The 16,880-nt window shown below is 42.7% G+C and carries 13 protein-coding genes; 8 read left to right on the top strand and 5 right to left on the bottom strand.

Annotated features, from left to right (window positions below):
- Nucleotides 1-8 precede the first annotated feature (8 nt).
- The 3 genes from ACY8D0_RS08615 to ACY8D0_RS08605 form a co-directional block, all read right to left on the bottom strand.
- Complete coding sequence (locus ACY8D0_RS08615; RefSeq protein WP_462410107.1) at nt 9-869, bottom strand: alpha/beta fold hydrolase; 861 nt, start codon at nt 867-869, stop codon at nt 9-11.
- A gap of 350 nt (nt 870-1,219) precedes the next feature.
- Nucleotides 1,220-2,707: a sensor histidine kinase gene (locus ACY8D0_RS08610; RefSeq protein ID WP_462410106.1), complete on the bottom strand. Its 1,488-nt coding sequence runs from the start codon at nt 2,705-2,707 to the stop codon at nt 1,220-1,222.
- Nucleotides 2,704-3,390 (bottom strand): response regulator transcription factor, encoded by a 687-nt coding sequence (locus tag ACY8D0_RS08605; RefSeq protein WP_462410105.1) that lies wholly within the window; start codon nt 3,388-3,390, stop codon nt 2,704-2,706. The genes ACY8D0_RS08610 and ACY8D0_RS08605 overlap by 4 nt, the downstream gene beginning before the upstream one ends.
- Nucleotides 3,391-3,778: 388 nt before the next feature.
- Here ACY8D0_RS08605 and ACY8D0_RS08600 point away from each other — a divergent pair, with 388 nt between their 5' ends.
- The 6 genes from ACY8D0_RS08600 (at nt 3,779) to ACY8D0_RS08575 (ending at nt 9,162) form a co-directional block, all read left to right on the top strand.
- On the top strand, nt 3,779-4,462 hold the full coding sequence (locus tag ACY8D0_RS08600) for a response regulator transcription factor (protein ID WP_462410104.1): 684 nt from the start codon (nt 3,779-3,781) through the stop codon (nt 4,460-4,462).
- 66 nt (nt 4,463-4,528) lie between these two features.
- Nucleotides 4,529-6,820, top strand: a complete 2,292-nt coding sequence (locus ACY8D0_RS08595) for an ArnT family glycosyltransferase (protein WP_462410103.1) — start codon at nt 4,529-4,531, stop codon at nt 6,818-6,820.
- 522 nt (nt 6,821-7,342) lie between these two features.
- Nucleotides 7,343-7,882, top strand: coding sequence for a ribosome hibernation-promoting factor, HPF/YfiA family (gene hpf, locus ACY8D0_RS08590; RefSeq protein WP_462410102.1), 540 nt, complete (start codon nt 7,343-7,345; stop codon nt 7,880-7,882).
- A 24-nt stretch (nt 7,883-7,906) separates the two neighbouring features.
- Nucleotides 7,907-8,047, top strand: coding sequence for a BA3454 family stress response protein (locus ACY8D0_RS08585; protein ID WP_462410101.1), 141 nt, complete (start codon nt 7,907-7,909; stop codon nt 8,045-8,047).
- Between the two features lie 216 nt (nt 8,048-8,263).
- Entirely contained in the window at nt 8,264-8,575 is a 312-nt protein-coding gene (locus ACY8D0_RS08580) for a hypothetical protein (protein WP_462410100.1), read from the top strand.
- 59 nt (nt 8,576-8,634) lie between these two features.
- Nucleotides 8,635-9,162, top strand: a complete 528-nt coding sequence (locus ACY8D0_RS08575) for a ferric reductase-like transmembrane domain-containing protein (protein ID WP_462410099.1) — start codon at nt 8,635-8,637, stop codon at nt 9,160-9,162.
- A gap of 46 nt (nt 9,163-9,208) precedes the next feature.
- Here the strand turns inward: ACY8D0_RS08575 and ACY8D0_RS08570 are convergent, their stop codons facing one another.
- Together ACY8D0_RS08570 and ACY8D0_RS08565 are read right to left on the bottom strand one after the other, a co-directional pair.
- On the bottom strand, nt 9,209-9,565 hold the full coding sequence (locus ACY8D0_RS08570) for a nucleotide excision repair endonuclease (protein WP_462411325.1): 357 nt from the start codon (nt 9,563-9,565) through the stop codon (nt 9,209-9,211).
- 175 nt (nt 9,566-9,740) lie between these two features.
- On the bottom strand, nt 9,741-10,784 hold the full coding sequence (locus tag ACY8D0_RS08565) for an ankyrin repeat domain-containing protein (RefSeq protein WP_462410098.1): 1,044 nt from the start codon (nt 10,782-10,784) through the stop codon (nt 9,741-9,743).
- A 205-nt stretch (nt 10,785-10,989) separates the two neighbouring features.
- Here ACY8D0_RS08565 and ACY8D0_RS08560 point away from each other — a divergent pair, with 205 nt between their 5' ends.
- Nucleotides 10,990-11,856 carry an AraC family transcriptional regulator gene (locus tag ACY8D0_RS08560; protein ID WP_462410097.1) on the top strand — a complete coding sequence of 289 codons (867 nt, stop codon included), beginning with the start codon at nt 10,990-10,992 and terminating at the stop codon, nt 11,854-11,856.
- Nucleotides 11,857-12,121: 265 nt separating this feature from the next.
- Nucleotides 12,122-16,795 carry an OmpL47-type beta-barrel domain-containing protein gene (locus ACY8D0_RS08555; protein WP_462410096.1) on the top strand — a complete coding sequence of 1,558 codons (4,674 nt, stop codon included), beginning with the start codon at nt 12,122-12,124 and terminating at the stop codon, nt 16,793-16,795.
- The last annotated feature ends 85 nt before the right edge of the window (nt 16,796-16,880 follow it).

Raw genomic sequence — 16,880 nt, 5'->3', positions numbered from 1 at the left:
ACTTATTTTTATTGAAGAAAGTCCATCATATACTGATTGACCAATTCGGCCTGCTCAATGAATAAACAATGACTGGCATTGGTTATCATTTTAACATCAATATGGGGAATACATTCTTTGGCACTTGCCACTGCTTTTTTAGGATTATAGATCACCTCGTCCTCCCCCATAAGCATTAAAACTGGCACTTGAATCGTTGTTAATTTTTCCTTTGGAATAACAGTTGGTATCACAGGTTTGGTTTTAAATTGATAATAAAACACACCATAGATAAATTGTTCAAAACTGTATCCTGAAATGACATGTCCTTTTGCCACAAACCAGTTACAGAAAAAACGTTCTATGAATGCTTTACTTCGAAAAATATTGATCATCGCTAACCGAACAAAAAATTGTTTATGAAATGGGATAAAAGAAGCGGCGGGTGCTAATAAGACCGCTCGATTGACTCGATGCTGGGCATAAATAACAAAGTTTAATGCAGCATAACCGCCTGCTGAATGACCGACGACGTCCGTTTTCTCAATTCTTAATTCGTCCAAAACCTCACAGACCCATCTTCCTATCTCTTCCCCCTTATGAAACGACTTTACAGGTTCGCTTTTGTTCATATCTCCCATAACGTCCAAACAATACACCCGATGATTCTTACTTAAAATTTCAATATTATGACTCCATACGGTTGCCCCCATTCCAGCACCATGGAGCATGATAAGGGGGGGAAGGTGCTTTTCACCTGCTGCAATAATATGTGTTTGACCATATGAAGTAGGAACAGTGAAAGAATCGTAGGCAACAGGCCACTGTTTTAAGTTATGATCATAGGCAGTATTAAAAAGGGCTTCCCCGTCCTTTGTTTTAAATGACATAGGATCCTCTTCTCTCCTTTCGTTTCTCTTACTAATCCTAGTTTAATGAGCCACTCTTACAGAAAACTAACAGAATACTGTGATTTTCTTACAATTGAAATAACCCGTCACGCCCCCAATAATGTCAAACTCGGGGATATAGGCGGGCACTTAATTCTTTTACTTTTTCCATTGTTCCACGTGAAACTATAAAAAGCTTGATGCTTTTCCTCAAAAAGTAAAAATTCACTAGACCTAGGAACTGAAACAAACAGGATTCCTTCTGTGAAAGTTTTACAGTAAATAAGAAAAAATGCCTGTCACACCTCCATAATGTTGAAGATTCAACAAAATGTGGCACAGACAGGCACCTATTTTAACGGCAAATAAACGATAAAGATTGTACCAGCTTCCAGTTGACTCTCGACTTCAATTCTCCCGCCATGTGCTTCGACTATCGACTTAGTGATCGATAATCCAAGTCCTGCTCCTCCAGTCCGTCTAGCACGGGAAACATCGGCACGATAAAAACGGTCAAAGACCATTGGCAGGCTTTCTTCAGAGATCCCAAAACCATTGTCCTGAACAGAAAGTTTGGCAAACCGATCAATTGCTGCAAGGGAAACCTTAATCACCCCAGATATTGGATTGGTATGTTGAACCGCATTGTTAAATAAATTTAGAATGACTTGTTTCAATTTATCTGGCTCATAGAAGCCCACAACGTCGTCAGCAAGGTCAAAATGAATCGCCCGCTCCCCTGCCAGCATCTTTAATTGAGCCTCCATTTCCACAAGCATCTTTGATAGATTCGTCTCTCTAGCCTGCAATTCAGGAGCCCGATCGAGCTTAGTAAGCAATAACAAGTCCTCTACTAATTTAATAATCCGCTTCGATTCACCCTGCATACTGTTTAATGCTTTATACAGCTGCTCTGGACGATTGGCCGCTCCCCTTAATAATACTTCCAGAAAACCGCTTATCGATGTCAGCGGTGTGCGCAATTCATGAGAAGCATCCGCGATGAAACGTCTCATTTGTTCCTTCGTTTCTCTTTCATGCTCAAAGGATACTTCTAATCTTCCTAACATGTCATTAAACGAATCTGCTAGACGGTCAATTTCTTCCTGCCCCTGGTCCACTGGAAGGCGCTCTTCTAAGTTGCCGGCATTGGTTTTCTTAACCGCCCTGACAATATTGGACAAAGGGACAAGCGTTCTGTTTAGCACCCGCAGATAAATTCCTAGTCCACCGGCTAACGCCAACGCGGAAAGGATGAGAAAAATGAATAATTGCTGAAGTAGTATATGCTTAAGCGGTGCCGTATTGGTTCCTAGCTGCAGCATTTCGGAAATCTGGCCGGGCGAATCTCCCACTGGCTTAAACACGATCAGCTGCTCAATTCCCTTTGAATTGGAATCAATCCGATATTGTGTATTCTTTTGATCTAAGGTATCCTGCACGAGTGCTTGATATTCCTTTTTAGAAAGTTCTGGAGCGTCGATGCTGCTATTTTCTAAAAGGTCCTGATAATTGCCGTCTTGATCGATAAGCGCCAGCGACATATCTTGCAAAAAGAAGAACTTATGATTCGGCTGTGATGGAGTATCCTCCCCCATGCTGCCATCAGGCTTTTTATTGTCAAAATTCTCACCTTCAAAACCAATGTCTTTTGGCAAAGACATCAGCCGTGCACTTAATGTTTCTGCCTCATTGTCATATAGAAAATCTTTCATGACCCAGTACTGCGATATCCCAATGGTCAGCAAAATAAAGGCCAAAATGATCAACGTCCGTGCAAGAAGTTGATATCTTAATGAGCTTGGGAAGAAGAATTTTTTCACCTTCCATTTCCTCATGGGAAGTCCACCCTGTATCCTGAACCCCTTATGGTACGAATCACCTGATGCTCCTTATCGCCCAGCTTGTCTCTCAGCGAGCGGATGTACACTTCGACTATATTTTCTTCCCCAAAGAAATCATAACCCCAAACCCGGTCTAATATCATGGCTTTGCTCATCACAATCCCGTGGTTCATGACCAAAAACTTGAGTAGCTCATATTCCGTCGGAGAAAGTCCCAATACTCTTCCATTATAATTAAACTCTTTTCTGCGGTCGTCCAGCTTAAAGGGGCCATAGGTAACTTCATTGAATAGATTGGGGAATTGATTGCGCAATCGGGCTTGGATTCTGGCCAGTAATTCTTCAAAACTGAATGGTTTGATGACATAATCGTCCGCTCCAATGGTTAACCCCTTCACCCGGTCTTCCACTTCATCCTTGGCAGTAAGCATGATGATGGAGGTCTGTGCACCGCTTTTTTTAATCATCCGGCAAACTTCAAAGCCATCCATCCCCGGCATCATCACATCTAATATCGCGATATGCGGTTCAAATTCCTTCGCTGCATTAATCGCCGTTAATCCATCTGACGCCGTTTTCACCTCATACCCTTCTCCTGTCAGCCCCATCTCTAAAAATTGCAAGATATGTGGTTCGTCATCGACCAGCAAGATTTTAATACCGTCTTTTGTATTCATGTTTCTACCTCCCATACTAATAAATCTATTTTCGTCTAATTAGCTTAAAATTAGCTGAATGAAATCTGAATATCAGCTTAATGAATGAAAAAATGTTGTCTCTATTTGTATTTACCTATTATACAACGACAGCACCTGTTTACCGAAAAGTCTTTCCTTTTAAGTACGGAAGATTGGATTCATTTTCAGGAAACATTCAGCTTTCCTTCAAGCATATTTCAGGTTGGTAATGCACAATACAGACATGAAGTTGAACAAAAGTCCTTATTTGAGAGGAGTTATGAATATGGAGAAACAGAAAAATACGGTTAAAACAGCATTTATATAAGTTTTATCAAATGTAAAGGAACATCAAGAATAAGTAATTACGGAGGAACGAGGAGAAAGAATGCGGACCAATAAAAGAGTAAAGGTACTTTTAGTTGATGATGAAATCTCAATCTTACAATTTTTAGAACTAGGGCTGATGGATGAAGGGTTTGATGTTAGAACCGCGCAAAACGGGACTTCCGCCATCGAGCTAGCCAAAAGCTTTGAACCCCATGTTGCCATCCTGGATGTGATGATGCCTGGAATGGATGGCTTTGAGGTATGCCGTATTCTCAAAAAATCAGGAAACATTGCCGTTATTATGCTTACCGCAATGGGAGATGAGGAGCAGCGCATCAAAGGACTCGATATAGGTGCCGACGATTATATGGTCAAACCATTTAGTTTCGGAGAGTTAGTGGCACGCATCCATGCAAGAATCAGAAACCAATTTCCGATTCTTGCAGAAGATATCGCCATTGGCCCCTTTCAAATTGATGACCGTCTGAAAAACATTCAGTTTCATGAAGATCGTCTGGCACTGACTCCAACAGAATATGAACTCTTGAGATTTTTAGTCATCAATCATGGGCTCGTCGTAAGCAAATCTACTATTTTAAATAGAGTTTGGGGCTTTGACTTTACCGGAGAAGAAAATATCGTGGAAGTGTATATTCGATTATTAAGAGAGAAGCTTGGCGATCATAAAAGGCTCTTAATCCGGACCATTCGTGGTGCGGGTTATCTGCTTGATGTGTCCTGATAAATAAATGAACCAAATATTAATTGCGGTCTGATGAAAAGACTGCAAGACGGAAGGAAGATGATTATGGATCAATCAAATACACAACATTCAGATGCGTTAGAAGCTAGAAAAGGGAAACTCACTGCTTTACTTACAGGCCGGCCGGGAGAACCGTCATGGGAAAGGCCTGCTCTGTGGATTTTGCTGTTATTGACTGCGGTCGGGTATATTTGGGGCCTTGGCGAATCAGGATGGGCTAATTCATTTTACAGTGCCGCTGTTCAGGCGGGGACAAAAAGCTGGAAGGCCTTCTTCTTTGGCTCGATTGATGCATCAAACTTTATAACTGTGGATAAGCCCCCCGCATCCTTGTGGATCATGGAATTGTCGGCCCGCCTATTCGGACTGAATTCCTGGAGCATGCTTGTTCCTGAGGCCCTTATGGGTGTTGCATCCGTATGGTTCCTCTACTTGTCCGTTCGCCGCTGGTTTAGCGCCGGTGCGGCCTTGATTGCGGGGGCTGTGCTGGCCCTGACGCCAGTCGCGGTACTGATGTTCCGATTTAATAATCCTGATGCCCTCCTCATTCTGCTGCTTACGGCAAGTGCCTACGCCTTCACAAGAGCATTGGAGGAAGGGAAAACAAAGTGGCTCGTATTGGCCTCTGCACTCATTGGCTTTGGCTTTTTAACCAAGATGTTGGCAGCCTTCTTTGTCATCCCGGTATTTGTGGTCGTCTATCTGTTTTTTGCTCCAGTTTCCGTTCGCCGGCGTTTGGTGCAAATTGTCATCAGCGCCATTACCGTAGTGGTGTCCGCAGGTTGGTGGGTAACGATTGTTGAGCTTATACCTGCTTCGAAACGCCCATATATCGGCAGTTCCCAGAACAACAGCATTCTAGATTTAATCTTCGGATACAACGGTTTGGGACGGCTTACCGGTAATGAGTCTGGTATGAGCAGCCAAACAACTGCAACGGGAGCATCCAGCAGTGACATGGCAAGCGGAGCGGCTGCTATGGGACAACCTGGCGGCGGTGGCGGTGGCGCAAACTTTGGCGGCACTACCGGCTTAGGGCGTCTCTTTAATTCCGAAATGGGAGGCCAGATTTCGTGGCTGATTCCCGCAGCACTTATTCTGATGATTGTTGCTATTTGGCTAGTGCGAAGAAATTGGAAAAGTGATCGTTCGGTTCCAGCTCTGCTTTTGTGGGGTGGCACGTTCTTCGTCACCGGTGTGGTGTTCAGCTTTGGTCAAGGGACGATTCACCCGTACTACACGGTTGCCCTGGCTCCGGCCATTGGCGCCATGATCGGGATTTCTGTCGAAGTTCTTTGGGCTAGTAAAGATCATCTGTCTGCCCGTTTAGGGTTAGCGGCGGCAATTGCCTTGACCGCTGTTTGGTCCTTTGTTTTACTCAATCGCTCATCTTCATGGCACCCGTGGCTTCGTACAGCTATATTAATAATTGGTGTTATAGCAGCCATCGGTATGGTGCTCCTGCCTAAGCTTGGCAGAAAGCTAATGATGGGTGTGGCCGCAGCTGGATTGGCTGCATGCTTGGCTGGTCCGTTTGCTTTTACGATTCAAACCATTGCCACACCGCATACCGGTTCAATGCCTACTGCTGGTCCAACCACGGGGGGCGGGGGTTTTCCAGGCGGTGGTGGTTCAGGAGAGGGTCAGATGCCTCCTGGGGCCAATTCGTCGACAGGGCCATCTGGAAACCCTGGTTTTGGCGGTCAAATGCCCCCTGGGACTGATTCTTCCAGTTCGTCCACGGGACAATCCGGGAACGCCGGCTTTAACGGTCAGATGCCTCCTGGGACTGATACATCTAACCAGTCTACAGGACAAAACTCGGGCTCTAATGACAGCACTGTTTCGGGGAATTCCAAACAGAGTGGTTTTGACGACAACGCCACACCTGGCGAGAATATCGTGAAATTGCTGCAGCAGGATGCTTCAAAATACACTTGGGCAGCTGCCACAGTTGGATCACAATCTTCTGCGCCTTACCAACTGGCGACAGGTGCACCCATCATGGACATCGGCGGCTTTACGGGCAGTGATCCAACACCGACCCTTGCCCAATTTAAAAAATATGTAAGTGAAGGGAAAATCCATTACTTTATTAGTGGCGGCGGAATGAACCGTGGTGGTAACTTTAACCCTATGGGCAGCAGCACGACTAATGAAGATTCTGCAAATGGCAGCACGAATGTAGGAACAACAGAGAGTGCCTCTGATGGTACCTTCCAAAAAGGTCCAATGGGCGGCTCTAATTCGGAAATCTCCACCTGGGTTCAGAATAACTTTACTTCAAAAACAGTCGATGGAGTCACTGTCTATGATTTGACACAACCAAATTCTTAAAACATTAGTCTTTGTGAAGAAGCTGACTCAAAAGGTAGTTGATTGACAACTCTTTTGGGTCAGCTTTTATATTTTAATAAGCTCATTTCCTACATCCCCTAATTCCCCTGAAGGCTTTTTTATTTACAGCAAGGTCGTTAGGAGAGCTTCCTATTACCCCTGAAGACCCTTTTTCTTTCAGCACGGTCATTAGGGACCCTTGCTATTTCCCTTGAAGACTCTTTTTCCTTCGTCTCAGTCATTATAATATCTTCAGCACTTGTAGTAATGTTACTTTTTCAGCTCCTTCAGCGTAGCGGCAAGGAGGCCCCCCCCGCACGTCCAAAGATCCGCAAAGCGCCGGGAGCACAAATCAACAGACAAGTTATTAGATTACTTTTCCATACTAATCGCCTGATTGCAGACTTTACGATTTTCAGGAAACATTCAGCCTATCTTCAAGCTTAATTCAGTTTGGAGTTGCATAATACAGACATGGATTTAAAGAAATACAACTTTCATCTAATGAGGAGGAATTCCCTTATGAAATTTAACATCCGTGGTGAGAACATTGAGATTACATCAGCCATTCGGCAATATGTTGAAAAGAAAGTATCCAAACTTGAACGATATTTGACAAAAATACATGACACAAACGCACATGTGAATTTACGATTCAATCCTGACAAAACATCAAAGGTGGAAGTAACCATTACACACCCCCACCTCGTGATTAGGGCAGAGGAAACAAATATCGACATGTACGCCGCCATCGATTTAGTCCTGGACAAGCTGGAACGCCAAATCCAGAAATATAAAACAAAGATTAATCGAAAAACACACGGAAAGGCTGAAAATGCTGCCATCTTTATGAGTGACGAAGAAAATCATGACAAAGAGGAGCCTTTAGAAATCGTCCGCACGAAACAGTTTGATCTTAAACCAATGGACAGCCAGGAAGCTATTCTGCAAATGGATTTAATTGGTCATAGCTTTTATGTATTCACCGATGCCGATACTAACCGTACCCATGTGGTTTATAAACGCAAGGACGGGCGTTACGGATTAATCGAAGCGAGTTAATCATTTGAGAGGAGAAAGAAACCAATGTGTATTTATACAATTAGAGTAACAATAAATGGAAAGAACTATCAAACCAATGTGATAGCAGCCAAAGGTCAATCGGAAGAAGAAATTTATTCGATTGGAAAAGAACAAGTATTGAAACAATGGGCAAACACTTTATAGATTTGTACTGTACAATTCTAAGCCGCGAGTTCGCGGCTTTCCCCTATTCTCAGAGCAATTTAAATCAACCGTTTATTCTGGATTAGAGATTTTCAATTCTTTCAGGAAACCTTCAGCTGCCTTTCATAACCAATTCAGCTTCAAGGCGCATGATAGATACATGAACAAAAGAACATTGTTTTAAAAATAGATGGATAACCGAAAGGAGAAATAACAATGGAAAAAAAGAAATTTACCTCTTGGGGAATAAGCTTTGCCAGCCTTGCACTCGTAGCAGGGATGATGTCATACTTGGGAATTTCAAACAAAGATAATACCAGCAATACAACCACAACAGCTCAAGCACAGGTCACAACTCAGGACTCAACACAGAGTGGTGATTCTTCTGTCACCTATGAGATCCCTGATCAAAGCAGCAGCAGTAGCAGTAACAGCAGCGAGTCACAGCAATCTGATACTCAATCTTCTTCACAAGGTCAATCGTTTAGCCAACATGGAGGTTTTGATACCACAACTGGTGGGACCTGATAAGAAAAGCGCTAGGGTGCTGGTAGAAATTTTATGGATTTGTCGAGGAGGAAAATAAAATGGAGTCATTTGAATGGTATGCGATTCGGGCCACTGGAACGGTTGCTTATCTATTGTTATATGCAGCAGTACTGACCGGACTTTATTCCATGATTCAAAAGAAACGAAAAAAGAAAGTAAACAACCTGCTTCATCTTCATGAAGCACTATCCGATTGGTCACTAATTCTCACTTGCGGTCACCTAGGGGTTTTGCTGATAGACTCCTACTTTCCGTTTAAACTGTCTGAGATCTTAATCCCATTTGCCAGCGGCTATGAAACTCTATCTATGGCCATGGGAACAATTGCGACTTATTTCTTGATTTTAACCATTATCACTTCAAAATTCCGAAAAAAGATAGGTTATCAAAAATGGAGAAAACTACATGCCCTTAATCCCATCCTCTATATACTAGTTACTCTACATGGTTTAATGAGTGGAACAGACTTTCAAGGAACAATTTTGGCAGCTGTTAATATAGTACCTGTCATTATTATGGGAGGATTGTTGCTTTCCAATAAGAAAAAGCTATCAACTGCACATTAATCATTTATGGATTCAATAAAAAAGGGGCCTACAGCCCCTTTTTTGTTTATTTATAAAACACCTTATCAATATTGTACTTGGCCTTTAATTCATTAATAATATACGTTTCGTATATTTCTCGATGAACAGGATCTTCGATCACACATACCTCAATTTTTGTGACTTCTTCTCGATGCATTTTAATTGGGGATACATTGTCTTCAAAATGCTTTTTAATTCTTTGCCGTAACTTCCTTGCTTTCCCAACAAATAATAACTCCTTATCATTGTTGTAAAACATAAAGATTCCCCCCTTATCCCGAGGGATCAGATGGAAATCAGTGAATCCAAATATATTGCTTTGCTCAGGATTCTTCTGTTTAGTTATCGTAACATTTGGTTTTGGAATTGTTATGTTAATCACTTGACTCATTTCCTCCTTTATTATCGCTTTATCATGCTATCCTATTTCAATAGTTTTTACAATCAAACGTATTTTAATTTCCGTCCTATTCCTTATCTGCATTTTTTATTTTTTATGAGGTGCATCTTCGTGTTCCAGCGTGTCGTCACCCGCTTGATCGTCATCTTAAAATCTATTAAACCATCATATGAAGAATAACTTTATTTTTGCAAGTTTCCGCTAAATCCAAAACTGTCATTCCATTGTAATCTTTTGCATGAATGTCCGCACCGTATTTTAATAGCATTTCAATAGCTGCAACATTTTCAGCCCTAACCGCTCTGTGCAGGGCTGTTTGTTTATACTGATTCCTACATTCAATATTAACTCCATGTTCGAGGAGGAATTTAATTCCAACAATATTATTATAATCTGCAAAATTATGCAGTGGTGGGAATGGCTTTCTGTCCTGGTTCACATCGCAGCCCAATTTTAAAATATTTTCGAGCAGGGCTTCATTTTGACAATGAATAGCAATTCCAAAACCCTTCTTTTTTACCTCCTTCTCATAAATATCTGGATATTCCGTAAGAATATAATTCACGATATCGCTTGAGTATGTAAAAGCAATTTCAAGAGGCGTTTGTCCTAGAGCACGTTTTCCTACGTTTGCACCTTTTTCCGCTACTAGTCGAAATGCCTCAACATTATTGTGTTTACTGCAAAACTGCAACGGAGTGCCCCGATACTCCAGAACCTTGTCCAATTCGGATTTTTTGGCACAGGCGGCTAGCGCTCTGATTTGATCCATATCATTCAAATAACATGCAAAGACTAATGTATGTTTAATCTTTTCGGCTTTCAATGATTTTTGCAAGACTTCTTTTCTTTCCTCATCCATCGGTTCCAAACCGTACCTTTGATAATTGAGCAACTCAAAGATATCCTGATCAAAAAGTTCAGGATTTATATCCCTCACGATACAATGCTCCACTAATGTACCAGCATCTGTTTTGATACAGAGAATGCCCTGTCCCTGCATGAAGGCCTTAATCTCGTTAGCATACTTATTAAAAAGAGCAATCGTGATCTCACCATTATATGAACCTTTATCCCCAATGATTTCAAAATACCCGCTGGTAAACGAATTCCTAGTCCCTGAAATGAAATAGGAATACGTTCCTTCCCTTAGCATAGGTTCATTAAAAATTGCGTCTACTAAATCTTCAAGGCTATTCATATATTCCTACCTCCATACCTTTCTTTGGGCATGTTTATAATATTAATCCACATTCATTTATTGTACGGTTTGCATCCCTATCATAATTAAAGGAATTGATTTATTAGAAGGTGATTTCGAATTAATTGTCGAAATATTATTATAAATTAAACATTTTATCCATTAAAAACTTCAAACAACATGGACTATAAAAAGTGGTGATCTCTTGTTTATTTATGGTGACTCTCCTATCACAGACTATAACCTTCAAAAAAAAGGAATGTTTGTCAAGTATCAAAAGAAAACGATTGATGGGAATGCAAAGATACATACACATATGGGATATGAAGTTTATTTATTCCATAAAGGAAACGTTAAACTTATCATAGGAAATCAGGTTTATTCCCCTAAAGGCGGCGATATGATCTTTATTCCAGGAGATACCCCCCATATCCCTAGACCATCCCAATCTGCCCCTTATATTCGAAGTGTTATAAATTTCTTAGATAGTAGTCTTGAGATGTTCCCCCATCAAATAGATACGATAATTTCTGAGTTATTTCCGAGTGACGGAAAAATCATTCATTGGGATGTAAGTGAACAATATGAGATAGAAAGATTAATTTCAAAAATGGAGAGTGAATTAAATAAGGATGAGTTTTGCAGTGATACACTGGCTTCAATTACTCTATTTGATTTATTAGTAAAGGCCTACCGAAAAACTCTATCTGATAAAAAGGAAATTCGCCATTTATCACAACGGGAAATGTATGTAGAGCGAATCTTGTCCGTCATCAATCATAATATAAACGAAGATATAAACCTGGACTTTATTTCATTTCATGTTCATATGAATAAGCATTACATGTGCCATAGTTTTAAGCAAGTGACAGGATATACTATTTCAGATTATATACAAAATAAACGTATCGAAGAAGCCAAGAAATTACTGTTATCCAATAAATCCATTACGTCCATTGGTCAACAAGTTGGCATAAGAAATGTATCCCATTTTAGTAAGTTATTTAAAAAATATACGGGAATGTCTCCTTCTAATTATAGAAATAAGTATTATTCTGAAAGTGAAAACTAGCGAAATAGTCTATAGCATGACGATTAAGACACGCATCATTAAGTGCAATGATGTGTGTCTTTTTTAGTGTGGTTGGAAAATATCCATGCACATGATAGAAAAGCAATTAGAGAAAAAAATCGCCCAATATCAGGAAACTGAAAATATAAAATAGTAAGTATTATGAATAAAGAGTCTGTTTTTGAGAGGGGGAAATTCCGCAGGGAAATGCTTGTCTGTAACCTAACAAGCTGATAGCGACTATCAAACAACAGGAGGGGAAAAAATGGCTAGACGTTCTTACAAAAAAATGTATCCGATTACATCTATCTTATTTTTACTGTTAGGAATGATTTTTTCAAGCCCTGGACTTGCCTTTGGGGCGGCAAATTCCGGAACAAATAGTTCTGATGGGGTTATTCCTATTTCTAACAACGATACATACCAAGGCGTAGTATCCCAAGCCGGCAATTACACGATGAAACAACTGGGTGAAAGTATCAAAAGCGACGATGCCAATGCCAGAGTCGTCACAACCCAGCCCGGCAACACCAAAGGGACTGTCTATTATATTGCTCCCGATGGAAATGACAACAACAACGGCACAAGTCCGCAAACCCCGTGGAAGTCCATTCAGAAGGTAAATGCCACGGCATTTTCCCCTGGCGACATGATTCTGTTTAAGGCGGGCAGCTCCTGGGAGCTCACCGAGGCGCTTCATCCAAAAGGTTCAGGCGAAGCAGGCACTCCCATTGTAATCGGTGCCTACGGCTCGGGGGCCAAGCCGAAATTTTCAGCTAAGAATATTGGGGTTCCTTGGACATTTACCGACGGCAGCACGCGGTACGCTTCCGACGCCATCTATCTTGAAAACCAAGCACACATAGAAATACGCGACCTGGACATCAGCAATAAGCCGGACGGCTATACCGGCCAGGAATCCTCTACCCAAGCCGCTATGCGCGCGGACAGGCGCGGAATCCACATCGTTGGCGGCAATAACACAACTCAGACGGAACTGAAGGACTTCTATCTTCATGACCTTTATGTTCACGATGTAGCGGGCGAAGCAAACGGGGTCAGTGGCAGCGGCTGGGATCCTTCCAAGCGTACGGCCGGTATCTTGTTTGAAATCATCGTAAAAGGCCAAAATGGCCTTCCTGTGATTGCAAACCCTGTGAACGTAACGGGCTTTCAGCCTACCTGGTTCTCGGACGTGACGATTAAGAATAACGTGCTGATCGATAACTCCTTTGGAGGCATCATTGTCAAGCAGCTACAGGCATGGGGGGAACGACAGGATGCAAGCGCACCAGCTTATGATCATACTGGATGGTATCCGAATACTAATTTCACCATTGAGGATAATTACCTAGATCATGATGGGAGCGAGTATGCCGCCGACACCATCTACCTCACATGCACAGAGAATTCAGTGATTAGGCACAACGTTTCGCACGGTGCCGGCACAAGCGCCATTGAGCTGTATTTTACCGATAGCATAACTGTCGAATGGAATGAAGTTTATGGCGCAAGACAGAAGCCTACAGGTGCCGACTCCAATGCCATCGACCCGGACAAAGCATCCACAAATGCGCTAATCCAGTATAATTATCTCCATGGAAACGGCGACGGCATCCTGCTGTGCGGGTTCATTTACGGCAGCGCCGTGGTCCGCTACAACGTGATACAAGACAGTGATAGCAGCAAACGATATTTGAATATTCACGGCGACAAAGGCCACAATTACGTTTACAACAATATCTTTTATAATTCGAGCAGCAAGGCGGCGACATTTGTCTCCACATCAGGAGACAAGAACCGGTATCTGAACGATTCAAACTACTTTAATTATTTGTCTAACAATATCTTTTACAGCCCGAATAATACTTTATCGAGGACCGATGACGGTACTAGCGTCATTTATAGCCACAATGACTACTATAACGTTTCGGTTGTTCCGGATGAAGATACGGATGCCATCGTGGCAGACCCGAAATTCAAAGGTCTATCGGCTGTCAATGGAGGGGCAGGCAGTGACGTGAATCTCTCCGGATTCGAACTGCAAGCTGATTCACCCCTTATCAGTGTAGGCAAGGCGATTACATCCCACGACAACACAACCATACCCGTCGGCACCATTACGGACATTGCGGGAAATCCGATTTCCCCTGGCGGTGCAGATCTCGGCATCTATGAATTTCAAGGAACCAATTCTTCCATCGGAGACCTGAGAGGATATACATTCGATCCTTACGGTGACATCAAAGCGGGAGTAACCGTCACGGCGCAGGCTGGCGGGCAAACCTATACCGTCACTTCGGACTCGAGGGGATTTTATTCCATTAGTGGTATACCTGCTGGAGCGGAAGTGACCGTGACGGCATCATCGGCGAACTATGCAAGCTCGGGGCTGGCATCCGTCCAGGTTTTCGGTGCGGATGTGACGGCGCTGAACCTGACACTCGGGGCAAGCACTCTGACGACCGGGGCCATTTCCGGGAATGTGATGAATACAGCAGGGGCAGCCGTTGCTGTGACGGACAGTACAGGGAAAGTGGTTGGGAAGGCAGTGACCGCCAATGACGGAACTTATACTATTGATAATCTTCCTGTGGGCAGCGGATATACCGTCACGGTTCAAAAACAAGACTTTTATGACGGAATTCAAAATAATGTCACTGTACAGGCGGCCCATACGACTGTAGTGAATATCACCATGTCTCGGGTTGTCAAAGCGCTTCATTATTTCTTAAAGGAAAATTTTGATTATGATGCAGGTGCCTTTTCCGGCAACGACCTTTGGAATGTGAACAGTACCGGCGGGACGGTAGAGATCGTCCAAGACGAGACTGGCAACAAATTTTTAAAGCTTGCCAAGACGGCAAATGCCGACGGGGTAAAAGTCTGGAACAAAACCGCCATGAAAGCATCCGGCCTATTTACAATTGAATCCAGGATTAAGAGAACAGCGGCCGGAAGCAGTGCCAATCAATTTGCCATCTACAGTGGCGAATCGATAGACAGCAGCGGGACCATCAACGCCCCTATGGCAGATTTCGGGTTTAGCGGCGGCAAAATCTTTACACACGCTACAAGAGGTTCCTCTGGTACTACTACTTTCTCAAACAACATGAACCAGTGGTACAATATCAAAATGGTTGTGAACATGGATACGGACACCTTCGATTTCTACATTGACGGGGTGCTGAAGAAATCTGGAGCGCAGCTTCGCACGGCGGGGAATGCCATTAATTACTTTCAGATATTCGCCAGTGCCAACAATCTTGGTGATTTCTTGGTTGATTATCTATGGGTATATGAAGGCAGTCCGGAAGGAGACGATTCGGATGTAACAAGTGTAACGGTGGATGAACTGGGCGGCAGTGCGCTTAGCTATAACACCGGCAACCGGACATTTACATCGGCTTCGGAAGTGCCTTATCAGTATGATAGCGTAAAAATACATGTGACCCCATCAAGTCCGTTTGCAGAAGTATCGCTAAATGGAACGAAGCTTGGACGTATAGACGACAACGATTATATTGTGGTGCCTTTGTCGGCAGGAGAAAATGAAGTACCGCTTACCATAACTGCCGCAGACGGTACAGTACAAACTTACACCATTGATCTTTACAAGCAAGATCGGAGTATACTTGCGTATTTAACCGCACTGGAGTTATCGGGGCTCACGCTTAACCCAGAGTTTGAAGCGGTAGAACCTGTAGAGAGTGACGTTTCTTACTCCGCAGGTACAACATCGGAGGCTGAACATACCCTTACCTACGCAACGGCCACTTCCGGAAGCACGGTAAGTATAGCTCTCAATGGTCAATCACTTTCAAACGCAAGTCCCGTAAACTTGACGCTTAAAGAGGGCCCAAACACAATAACAATGGTAGTGTCATCCGAAAGTGGAGACCAGTTTCAGACTTATAACATCACAGTGAATTTATTGGATCATACCGCTCCAGTCACAAAGTCCAATGCTCCAACGGACTGGTCGAAAGACGACGTAACCGTTAAACTGGATGCTTCTGATAACCAGAGCGGTGTCGCCGAAACCTTCTATTCAGTCGATGGGTCTGAATATGTTAATGGAACTTCCTTTACAATAAGTTCTGAGGGAGAGTATACCATATCCTTCTATTCTGTTGATAAAACAGGAAATATTGAAAAGGCTCAAAATCAACATGTACTGATTGATAAAACGGCACCTCTTTCAACGGCTGCTGTTACGCCAGCTCAACCGGAAGGGCTGAACGGTTGGTTTGTAAGTGATGTACAGTTAAGTCTTAACGTTTCCGATACACTTTCGGGTGTGGACAAGACAGAGTATAGCTTGGACGGCGGGAACACCTGGCAAACATACAATGGTCCGGTAACGGTCAATCAGGATGGAGTATATGATGTATGCTATCGTTCATCGGACAATGCCGGAAATCTTGAAGAGACAAAAAGGATGGCTATTCATCTAGATAGGACTGCCCCCATTATTGATGTAACTGGCGTTTTGGACGAAATTTACAGTGATTCCTTGGATATCAATCCAGCTATTGAGCTCAAAGACAATTTGTCTGGAATCGACAGCACCAAAACAACGGTAACATTAGATGGCAGCAATATAGAAATCGGGAAAGCCATTCCTCTTTATACCCTGCCGCTTGGTCAGCATGAATATAGTGTAACAACCTATGATTTGGCCGGGAATATGGTGAACCAAGTTGTAAAGTTCCAAACTTCTACAAGCATCCAATCCTTGCAGGAGTTGATCACACGCTTTACGGAAGCCGGATGGATCGATCATAACGGTATTGCCAATAGCTTGGAGAGCAAACTTGACGCAGGAAATTTGGCTGCATTTAAGAACGAGGTTCAGGCGCAAAGTGGCAAGCATATCTCGGAACAATACGCTAATTATCTCATCCGGGATGCTGATTACTTGTTTTCCAATAAATAAATTTTAGGTCTTTACTCCCCCTTTCTTATGAAGGGGGTGTTTTACTTTCTCAACTTGTTACAAAATATATGTGAAATTATGAACA

The organism is Neobacillus camarae (genome assembly GCF_054950115.1).
This window is presented reverse-complemented; position numbering and strand designations above follow the sequence as displayed.

Coding starts and splice junctions, on each gene's coding strand:
- ACY8D0_RS08600 (WP_462410104.1), top strand. CDS start 3,779: ATGCGGACCAATAAAAGAGTAAAGGTACTTTTAGTTGATGATGAAATC.
- ACY8D0_RS08615 (WP_462410107.1), bottom strand. CDS start 869: ATGTCATTTAAAACAAAGGACGGGGAAGCCCTTTTTAATACTGCCTAT.
- ACY8D0_RS08585 (WP_462410101.1), top strand. CDS start 7,907: ATGTGTATTTATACAATTAGAGTAACAATAAATGGAAAGAACTATCAA.
- ACY8D0_RS08605 (WP_462410105.1), bottom strand. CDS start 3,390: ATGAATACAAAAGACGGTATTAAAATCTTGCTGGTCGATGACGAACCA.
- ACY8D0_RS08575 (WP_462410099.1), top strand. CDS start 8,635: ATGGAGTCATTTGAATGGTATGCGATTCGGGCCACTGGAACGGTTGCT.
- ACY8D0_RS08610 (WP_462410106.1), bottom strand. CDS start 2,707: ATGAGGAAATGGAAGGTGAAAAAATTCTTCTTCCCAAGCTCATTAAGA.
- ACY8D0_RS08565 (WP_462410098.1), bottom strand. CDS start 10,784: ATGAATAGCCTTGAAGATTTAGTAGACGCAATTTTTAATGAACCTATG.
- hpf (WP_462410102.1), top strand. CDS start 7,343: ATGAAATTTAACATCCGTGGTGAGAACATTGAGATTACATCAGCCATT.
- ACY8D0_RS08580 (WP_462410100.1), top strand. CDS start 8,264: ATGGAAAAAAAGAAATTTACCTCTTGGGGAATAAGCTTTGCCAGCCTT.
- ACY8D0_RS08595 (WP_462410103.1), top strand. CDS start 4,529: ATGGATCAATCAAATACACAACATTCAGATGCGTTAGAAGCTAGAAAA.
- ACY8D0_RS08555 (WP_462410096.1), top strand. CDS start 12,122: ATGGCTAGACGTTCTTACAAAAAAATGTATCCGATTACATCTATCTTA.